The sequence below is a fragment of the Sphingomonas sp. UBA978 genome (assembly GCF_002292295.1).
Classification (GTDB): domain Bacteria; phylum Pseudomonadota; class Alphaproteobacteria; order Sphingomonadales; family Sphingomonadaceae; genus Sphingomonas.
On record NZ_DBBS01000016.1, the window covers coordinates 62,815 to 69,729 of the forward strand.

Sequence of the window (6,915 nt, forward strand, 5' to 3'; positions counted from 1 at the left end):
CGTCAGAATCAGGCCCGATGAACCATTTCGACTACCGCGACGGCGTGCTCCATTGCGAGGACGTGCCGCTGACCCGCATCGCCGCAGAGGTGGGGACGCCGGTCTACGTCTATTCGACCGCGACCTTCCGCCGCCATGCGCAGGTGTTCCGCGACGGCCTGAAAGACGTCGGCCGCGTCCACCTCGCCTATGCGATCAAGGCCAATCCGAACGTCGCGGTGCTGCGCGTGCTTGCCGACGAGGGCTATGGCGCCGACGTCGTCTCGGGCGGCGAGATGGCGCGCGCGCTGGCGGCGGGCATCCCGGCGGCCGACATCGTCTTTTCGGGGGTCGGCAAGACCCGCGCCGAGCTCGCGCGCGGAATCGACGAGGGCATCGGCCAGTTCAACCTCGAGCTGGAGGAAGAGGGCGTCGTCCTCGCGCAGATCGCGCATGCGAAGGGCAAGGTCGCGCCCGCCACGCTGCGCGTGAACCCCGACGTCGACGCCGGCACGCATGCCAAGATCTCGACCGGGCGCGCCGAGAACAAGTTCGGGGTGCCGATCGACCAGGCGCCGGCGATGTTCGACCGGCTCGCCCCGCTCGACGGATTGGACCTGCGCGGCGTCGCCTGCCACATCGGCAGCCAGCTCGCCGATCTGTCGCGGCTGGAAGAGGCGTATCGCCGCATCGGGCAGCTGGTCGCGGAGCTGCGCACGCGCGGTCACACGATCAGCCGCGTCGATCTGGGGGGCGGCCTCGGCGTACCCTATCGTCAGGGCGACGTGCTGCCGAGCCCGGCGGACTATGGCGCGATGGTCGCGCGCGCGACCGCAGGCTGGGACGTCGAGCTGATGTTCGAACCCGGCCGCGTCATCGCCGGCAATGCGGGCGTGCTGTTGACCGAGGTGATCTGGGTCAAGCCCGGCGTCACCAACCCCTATGTCATCGTCGATGCGGCGATGAACGACCTCGCGCGGCCCGCGCTCTACGATGCGTGGCACGATTTCGACGCGGTGACGCAGACGGCTGAGCGGATGACCGCCAACATCGCCGGCCCGGTGTGCGAGAGCGGCGACACCTTCGCGATGGGGCGCGAAATCGACGCGGTGAAGAGCGGCGACCTCGCCGTGTTCCGCACCGCCGGCGCCTATGGCGCGACGATGGCCTCGACCTACAACAGCCGCGCGCTGGTGCCGGAGGTGCTGGTCGACGGCAACCGGTTCGCGGTGGTCGCCGATCGCATCGTGCCCGAGACGATCCTCGCCGCCGAGCGCGTGCCGGAATGGCTGAACCGGTGACGCTGCACAGCCTGCCGCTGTTCGTGCGGCTGGCGGGCCGCCCCGTGATCCTGCTCGGCGAGGGCGAACCCGCCGACGCCAAGCGGCGGCTGCTCGAACGCGCCGGTGCGACGATCGTCGGCTACGACGGCGAGGCCGCGCTGGCGATCGTCGCGATCGAGGACGAGGGCGAGGCGCTGGCGGCGGTGGCACGGCTGAAGGCGCGCGGCATCCTGGTCAATGCGGTCGACCGGCCCGACCATTGCGACTTCACCACGCCGGCGATCATCGATCGCGCGCCCGTCCTGCTTGCGATCGGCACCGGCGGCGTCTCGGCGGGACTGGCGGCGGCGCTGCGCCAGCGGCTCGAGGCGCTGCTGCCCGCCAGCCTTGGCACGCTCGCCGAACGGTTGCAGGCGGCACGACCCGCATTGCGGCGGCGCTATCCCGACGGCGGCGCGCGACGCCGGGCGCTCGGCGCGGCGCTGGCCGCAAGGGGGCCGCTCGATCCCCTCGGCGATGGCACGGACGTCGCCGGCTGGCTGGCAAGCAATCAGCTGCGCGAGGCGGGGCATGTCCGCATCCGGCTGACCTCCGCCGATCCCGACGACCTCACCCTGCGACAGGCGCGCAGCCTCGCCAACGCCGATCGCGTGCTGCACCATCCCGGCGTCCCTGCCGCCATTCTCGACCGCGCCCGCGCCGACGCGATGCGCCAGCCGTGGCGCGAAGGGCTGGCGCCGCAGGACGGGCTGACCGTCGAACTGGACATGGCATGAGCGGCTTCGGCTACCGGGTGGTCGGCGGCGCGGCGACGCGCGTCGCGGTGAAGGAGGCGCTGGCCTGCACCGCCGATTTCGTCTGGGTGCATCTCAACACCAACGAGGAACAGGCGCAGGAATGGCTGCGCAACGCCGCGAAGCTCGACGATTATGTCGTCGACGCGCTCACCGCGACCGAGACGCGGCCGCGCTGCGAGGCGTTCGAGGCCGGCGCGCTGCTCAACCTGCGCGGCCGCTCGTCGGAGGAGATGTCGTCCGGCGATCCGCTCGCCTCGGTGCGGATCTGGGCGATCAAGGGCCGCGTCTATTCGGTGACGCGGCGGCCGCTGATCGGCATCGCCGAGGTCGAGAAACAGATGGCGAAGGGCGAGATCGTCGATCCGGGCGACTTCATCGCCGCGGTGTCGACCGCGATCACCAGCGACCTCGATCCGCACGTCGCCGACCTCGGCGACGAACTGGACGATTGCGAGGAGCGGCTCGACGCCAACCGCGTCTTCGACCTGCGTCGTTCCGTCACCAGGGTGCGCGTCGCCGCGATCGGCTATCGCCGCTTCCTCGCGCCGCAACGCGCGGCGCTGGAGAAGCTCGCGACCCTGCCCGGCGCGTGGCTGGCCGAGGACGATCGCCGCCACCTCGCCGCCGCCGCCGATCGCGCCGCGCGCATGGCCGAGGAACTCGAATCGATCCGCGAGCGCGCCTCGCTGATGCACGAGGCGCTGACCGACCTGCGCAGCGAACAGATCGATAGCCGCTCGCTGGCGATCTCGATCGCGGCGATGGTGTTCCTGCCGCTGACCTTCATCACCGGCCTGTACGGAATGAACGTCGCCGACCTGCCCTATGCGCAAAAGCCATGGGCGTTCGATGCGATCATGGGGCTGTGCATCGCGATCGCGGTGCTCGTCGTCGGCTATTTCGCCCGGCGGCACTGGTTCCAGAAATAACGCCCCGCCCCGGTCCGGGGCGGGTGGATCAGGCCGCGCGGGCGGTGCGCCACGCCTCGGCGATTTCGCTGAGGCTGTTCGCCGCGGCGCGGAACGGGCGCGGATCGGTGCCGATCGAGGCGTCGACGATCGTCCGGCGGATGCCGCCGTACAGCCGTGCGAGCGTCAGCGACACCTCGCCGCCGCGTTCGAAATCGAGGCCCGATTCGAGCGCGAACAGGATCGCGGTCGCGCGCGTGACGCGCTCGCTCTTGGTGCGCAGCTGGTTGTTCTCGACCGCCCAGGCGGCGGCGCGCAACGCCGACACCAGTTCCTCGTAGAGCAGCTGGACGAGGCCCGGCCCCCGCGCCTCGGCGGTGCGGCCGACGACGTCGATCTGGCGGTACGTGGCGTAAGGGTCGCCGGAAAGGAGCGTTGCGTAGGCCATCAGCTGTTCTTGTTCCACGCCTTGATCTGGTTATCGAGGAAGGTCTGCGTCGCCTTGTAGGCGGTGACCTTGCTGTTCATGCTCGAGAATTGCTGCGTCATCCGCGTCGTCATCGCCGCCGACTGCGCGGTGATCTTGTCCTGCTCGCCCGCCAGATCCTTCTGCGCCTTGCCGTAGCGGGTCGCCGATGCGCCGAGGCCGGTGACGCTGCTGGAAGCGGACAGGGCAATCCCGCTGAGCACGCTGTTCAGGCCCAGCGCGTTGCCGCTGGTCGTCGCGAACATCGCCTCGACCTCGTCCGGATAGGCGGCCATCGCCTTGTTCATCGCATTGGTGTCGAGCGTCAACGTGCCGTCGCGGTTGGTCGACACGCCGAGCTGCGCCAGCGTCGTCGGTGCACCGGCGGTACCGCCCGAGGTCAACGTCCGGGTGGTCATGCCCTGCAGCGACCGCAGCAGCGCCTTGGCCGCCGGATCGGTCTTCAGGTCGCCGGTCGCCGGATCGGTCTGTTCCTTCGCCGCGGCATAGACCTGATTGTAGGTCTCGACGAAATCCGCCATCGCCTGCGACAGCGCCGTCGCGGGACGCGTGCTGGTCAGCGCCACCGGCGTTGCCGTCACCGCACCCAGTTGCAGGCGGACGCCGGGCACCAGATCGGCGATCGTGTTGCTGCTGCGCTGGACGCTGACGCCGTCGACGGTCAGCTGCGCGTTTGCAGCGGTGCCGGTCAGCGTCGTCGGCGCATCGACCCCGACGTTGAACTGCTTCAGCGCGCTGGTGTCGTCATCGGCGGTCAGCGTGAACGCCTGCGCGGCGCCGGTCGTCCCCTTCAGCGACAGCACCGCCTTGCCGTCCTGATCGGTGACGATGCTGGCGGTGACGCCCGTCTTGGCGGCGTTGATCGCCCGCGCGATGCCGTCGAGGCTGCCGTCGGTCACGTCGATCGAGACCGGCGCGGCCGTGCCCGCGGTAAAGCCGGTCATCGCGGTGCCGGCCGCATCATAGGTCGCGCTGCCCAGCGTCAGCGTCAGCTTGCCGGTCGCGATCGGATCGGTCCGGCTCGCCACCGGCGTCGAGCGCGCGCCCTGGGCCGAGGCAAGCGCCGAGACGGTGATGCTGGTCGAGAGGTTGCCGACCTTCGCGCCGCTGATCGCGGCAGCGGAGACGGCGGCGGCGTTCGAACTGACCGGCTGCGTCTGCAGCGTCCCGCTGCCGGTCAGGCTGGCGAGCGCGGTCGAAAAATTGCCGATCGTGTTCTTGAGCGTCGTCGTTGCGGAGATCTGCGCGGTCAGCGTGCTGGTCCGCGACGCGATCGTCGCGGTCTTGGCGGCGAACTGCGCCTTGACCAGATTGGCGACGAGCGTGTCGGTGTCGATGCCCGATCCGGCATTGAGCGAGGTGAGGATGCTCTGCGCGGCGCTCTTAGTGACGCCCGCGGTCGAGGTCGCGGCCGTGGGGGTCGGCGTCGGGGTGCTCGTCGTTGCTGTGGTAGTGGCCATCACTCGAACTCCGCGCTTCCTTACTGTTAACGACCGCAACCGGGCGGGATTAAGGGGATTTCCGCTCGATCCGGATGCCGTGTTCGTCGAACCGCGCGCTCTCCGGAACCTCGATCGGCGGCTGGCCGGTGCCGCCCGCGGCGGCATTGAGGTTGAAGACGAAGGCGAGCACGGTGGCGATCGCCACGTACAGGTCGTCGCGCACCTCCTGGCCCTCGCGACTGGTATAATAGACCGCGCGGGCGAGCATCGGATATTCGAGGATCGGCACCCGCACCTCGCCCGCCACCTCGCGGATCGCCAGCGCAGTCGCGCCGCGGCCCTTGGCGACCACCACCGGCACCTGATCCTTGCCGCGATCGTAGCGCAGCGCGACCGCGAAATGCGTCGGGTTGGTCAGCACGACATGCGCCTCCGCCACCGCCTTGCGCACGCCGCCGGTCGCCATCGCCCGCTGCATCGCGCGCTGGTGGCCCTTGGCCTCGGGCGATCCCTCGGATTCCTTATGCTCGTCGCGCACCTCCTGCTTGGTCATGCGCAGCTTGGACAATAGCTGGACGATCTGGATCGGCACGTCGAACAGCGCGATCGCGAACAGTCCGCCCGCCATCGCGATCATGATGCTGGTGAAGGTCCCGCCCAGCGCCGCGACGGCATCGCCGAGGCTGGACGATGACAGGCCCAACGTCGTGCGGCTCGACTTCCACAGCATATAGCCGCCGATCACGCCGAGCAGGATCACCTTGAGCAGCGACTTGCCGAGCTCGATCCACCCCTGCGGACCGATGATCCGCTTCAGGCCCGACGCGGGGTTGATCCGGTTGCCCTTGAACGCGATCAGTTTGTTGTTCCAGGTCAGCGAGCCGAGCCCGGCCGAGCTGACGATCGTCGCGACGATGCTGACCGCGAACAGCGTGATGAGCGAGGGCAGCAGCTTGGTGCCGGCCTCCTGCAACGGCCGCCACGGCGAGAAATCCTCGACGTCGCCGCGGTCGAACTGGAAGCTGGCGGCCATCACCGCCTTGCACGCCGCGATCAGCGACGGGCCGGCGAAGATCAGCCACGCCACCCCCGCCATCACCACCAGCGCCGTCGCAAGATCCTTGGATTTGAGGATATTGCCGTCTTCGGCGGCCTTTTCCCTGCGCTTGGGTGTCGGGGCTTCTGTCTTGTCGCCACCTTCCGACATCAGCCGTTCACCAGGCTTTGCGTGGCCGACAGGCCTTCGCGGACGATGACGAGCATATAATCGCCCATCGCCGGAAAGGCGACGGCGAGCGCGATCACCCCGACCGCGAGGCTGGCGGGCAGGCCGACCGAGAACAGGTTGAGCGCGGGCGCCGCGCGGCTGACCATGCCGACGATCAGGTTGAGGCAGAGCAGCAGGAAGCCGACCGGCAATGCCAGCAGCAGCCCGGCGAGAAAGGCATAACCGCCGAAGAAGGCGATCTGCTTCAGCCGGTCGGGCGCGATCCAGGTGCCGGGCGGCATCGTCTCATAGCTTTTCACCAGCAGTTCGACGAGGATCAGATGGCCGTCGACCGACAGGAACAGCAGCGTCAGCATGATCGTGAAGAACTGGCCGAGCGCCGGCGACGACCGGCCGTTCTGCGGATCGATCGACGAGGCGAAGCCGATTCCCATCGACCCGCCGATGATTTCCGACGCGATCATCGGCGCGGCGAAGGCGATCTGGAGGATGAAGCCGATCGCCGCGCCGACCAGCGCCTCGGCGAAGATCGCGAGAAAGGTGGCGACCGCGAAGATCTGCGCAGGCGGCACAATCGGGTGGACGGCAAGCACGAAGAAGCCGATCGCCCCAGACAGGCCGACGCGCACCGGCAGCGGGATCGACACCGCGCCGAACACCGGCGCGACGATGAACGCCGCCCCGATCCGCACCATGACGAAGATCAACGCCCACAGCCTGGGTTCGATGGCGAGGCCGAAGCCCAACACCTCAATCCCTCTCCCATTGGGAGAGGGAGGGAGCGGCAAAGC

The 6,915-nt window shown here is 69.2% G+C and carries 7 protein-coding genes; 3 read left to right on the forward strand and 4 right to left on the reverse strand.

Annotation, left to right across the window (positions count from 1 at the left end):
* Positions 1 to 17 precede the first annotated feature (17 nt).
* From lysA to B2515_RS09080, 3 genes are read left to right on the forward strand one after another with little or no spacing between them, the layout of a single operon-like run.
* Positions 18 to 1,280 (forward strand): diaminopimelate decarboxylase, encoded by a 1,263-nt coding sequence (gene lysA, locus B2515_RS09070; RefSeq protein ID WP_293875887.1) that lies wholly within the window; start codon positions 18 to 20, stop codon positions 1,278 to 1,280.
* Positions 1,265 to 2,038, forward strand: a complete 774-nt coding sequence (locus B2515_RS09075; RefSeq protein ID WP_293875888.1) for a precorrin-2 dehydrogenase/sirohydrochlorin ferrochelatase family protein — start codon at positions 1,265 to 1,267, stop codon at positions 2,036 to 2,038. The genes lysA and B2515_RS09075 overlap by 16 nt, the downstream gene beginning before the upstream one ends.
* Positions 2,035 to 2,988, forward strand: a complete 954-nt coding sequence (locus B2515_RS09080; protein WP_293875889.1) for a zinc transporter ZntB — start codon at positions 2,035 to 2,037, stop codon at positions 2,986 to 2,988. The genes B2515_RS09075 and B2515_RS09080 overlap by 4 nt, the downstream gene beginning before the upstream one ends.
* Before the next feature lie 28 nt (positions 2,989 to 3,016).
* Here the strand turns inward: B2515_RS09080 and fliS are convergent, their stop codons facing one another.
* Genes fliS through fliR form a run of 4 tightly spaced genes read right to left on the reverse strand, consistent with a single transcriptional unit; the run spans position 3,017 to position 6,912 of the window.
* Positions 3,017 to 3,415 carry a flagellar export chaperone FliS gene (gene fliS, locus B2515_RS09085; RefSeq protein ID WP_293875890.1) on the reverse strand — a complete coding sequence of 133 codons (399 nt, stop codon included), beginning with the start codon at positions 3,413 to 3,415 and terminating at the stop codon, positions 3,017 to 3,019.
* A complete protein-coding gene (fliD, locus tag B2515_RS09090; RefSeq protein ID WP_293875891.1) occupies positions 3,415 to 4,914 on the reverse strand; it encodes a flagellar filament capping protein FliD in 1,500 nt (499 codons plus the stop codon). Before fliD ends, fliS begins: the two co-directional genes overlap by 1 nt.
* A gap of 49 nt (positions 4,915 to 4,963) precedes the next feature.
* The gene (flhB, locus tag B2515_RS09095; protein WP_293875892.1) at positions 4,964 to 6,103 is read right to left on the reverse strand and encodes a flagellar type III secretion system protein FlhB; all 1,140 of its coding nucleotides are present in this window, start codon (positions 6,101 to 6,103) and stop codon (positions 4,964 to 4,966) included.
* A complete protein-coding gene (gene fliR, locus B2515_RS09100; RefSeq protein WP_293876033.1) occupies positions 6,103 to 6,912 on the reverse strand; it encodes a flagellar biosynthetic protein FliR in 810 nt (269 codons plus the stop codon). Before fliR ends, flhB begins: the two co-directional genes overlap by 1 nt.
* Positions 6,913 to 6,915: the final 3 nt, after the last annotated feature.

Bases quoted from the DNA above. Each gene is read 5' to 3' on its own strand.
- lysA (WP_293875887.1), top strand. From the start codon at position 18: ATGAACCATTTCGACTACCGCGACGGCGTGCTCCATTGCGAGGACGTG.
- B2515_RS09075 (WP_293875888.1), top strand. From the start codon at position 1,265: ATGGCTGAACCGGTGACGCTGCACAGCCTGCCGCTGTTCGTGCGGCTG.
- B2515_RS09080 (WP_293875889.1), top strand. From the start codon at position 2,035: ATGAGCGGCTTCGGCTACCGGGTGGTCGGCGGCGCGGCGACGCGCGTC.
- fliS (WP_293875890.1), bottom strand. From the start codon at position 3,415: ATGGCCTACGCAACGCTCCTTTCCGGCGACCCTTACGCCACGTACCGC.
- fliD (WP_293875891.1), bottom strand. From the start codon at position 4,914: ATGGCCACTACCACAGCAACGACGAGCACCCCGACGCCGACCCCCACG.
- flhB (WP_293875892.1), bottom strand. From the start codon at position 6,103: ATGTCGGAAGGTGGCGACAAGACAGAAGCCCCGACACCCAAGCGCAGG.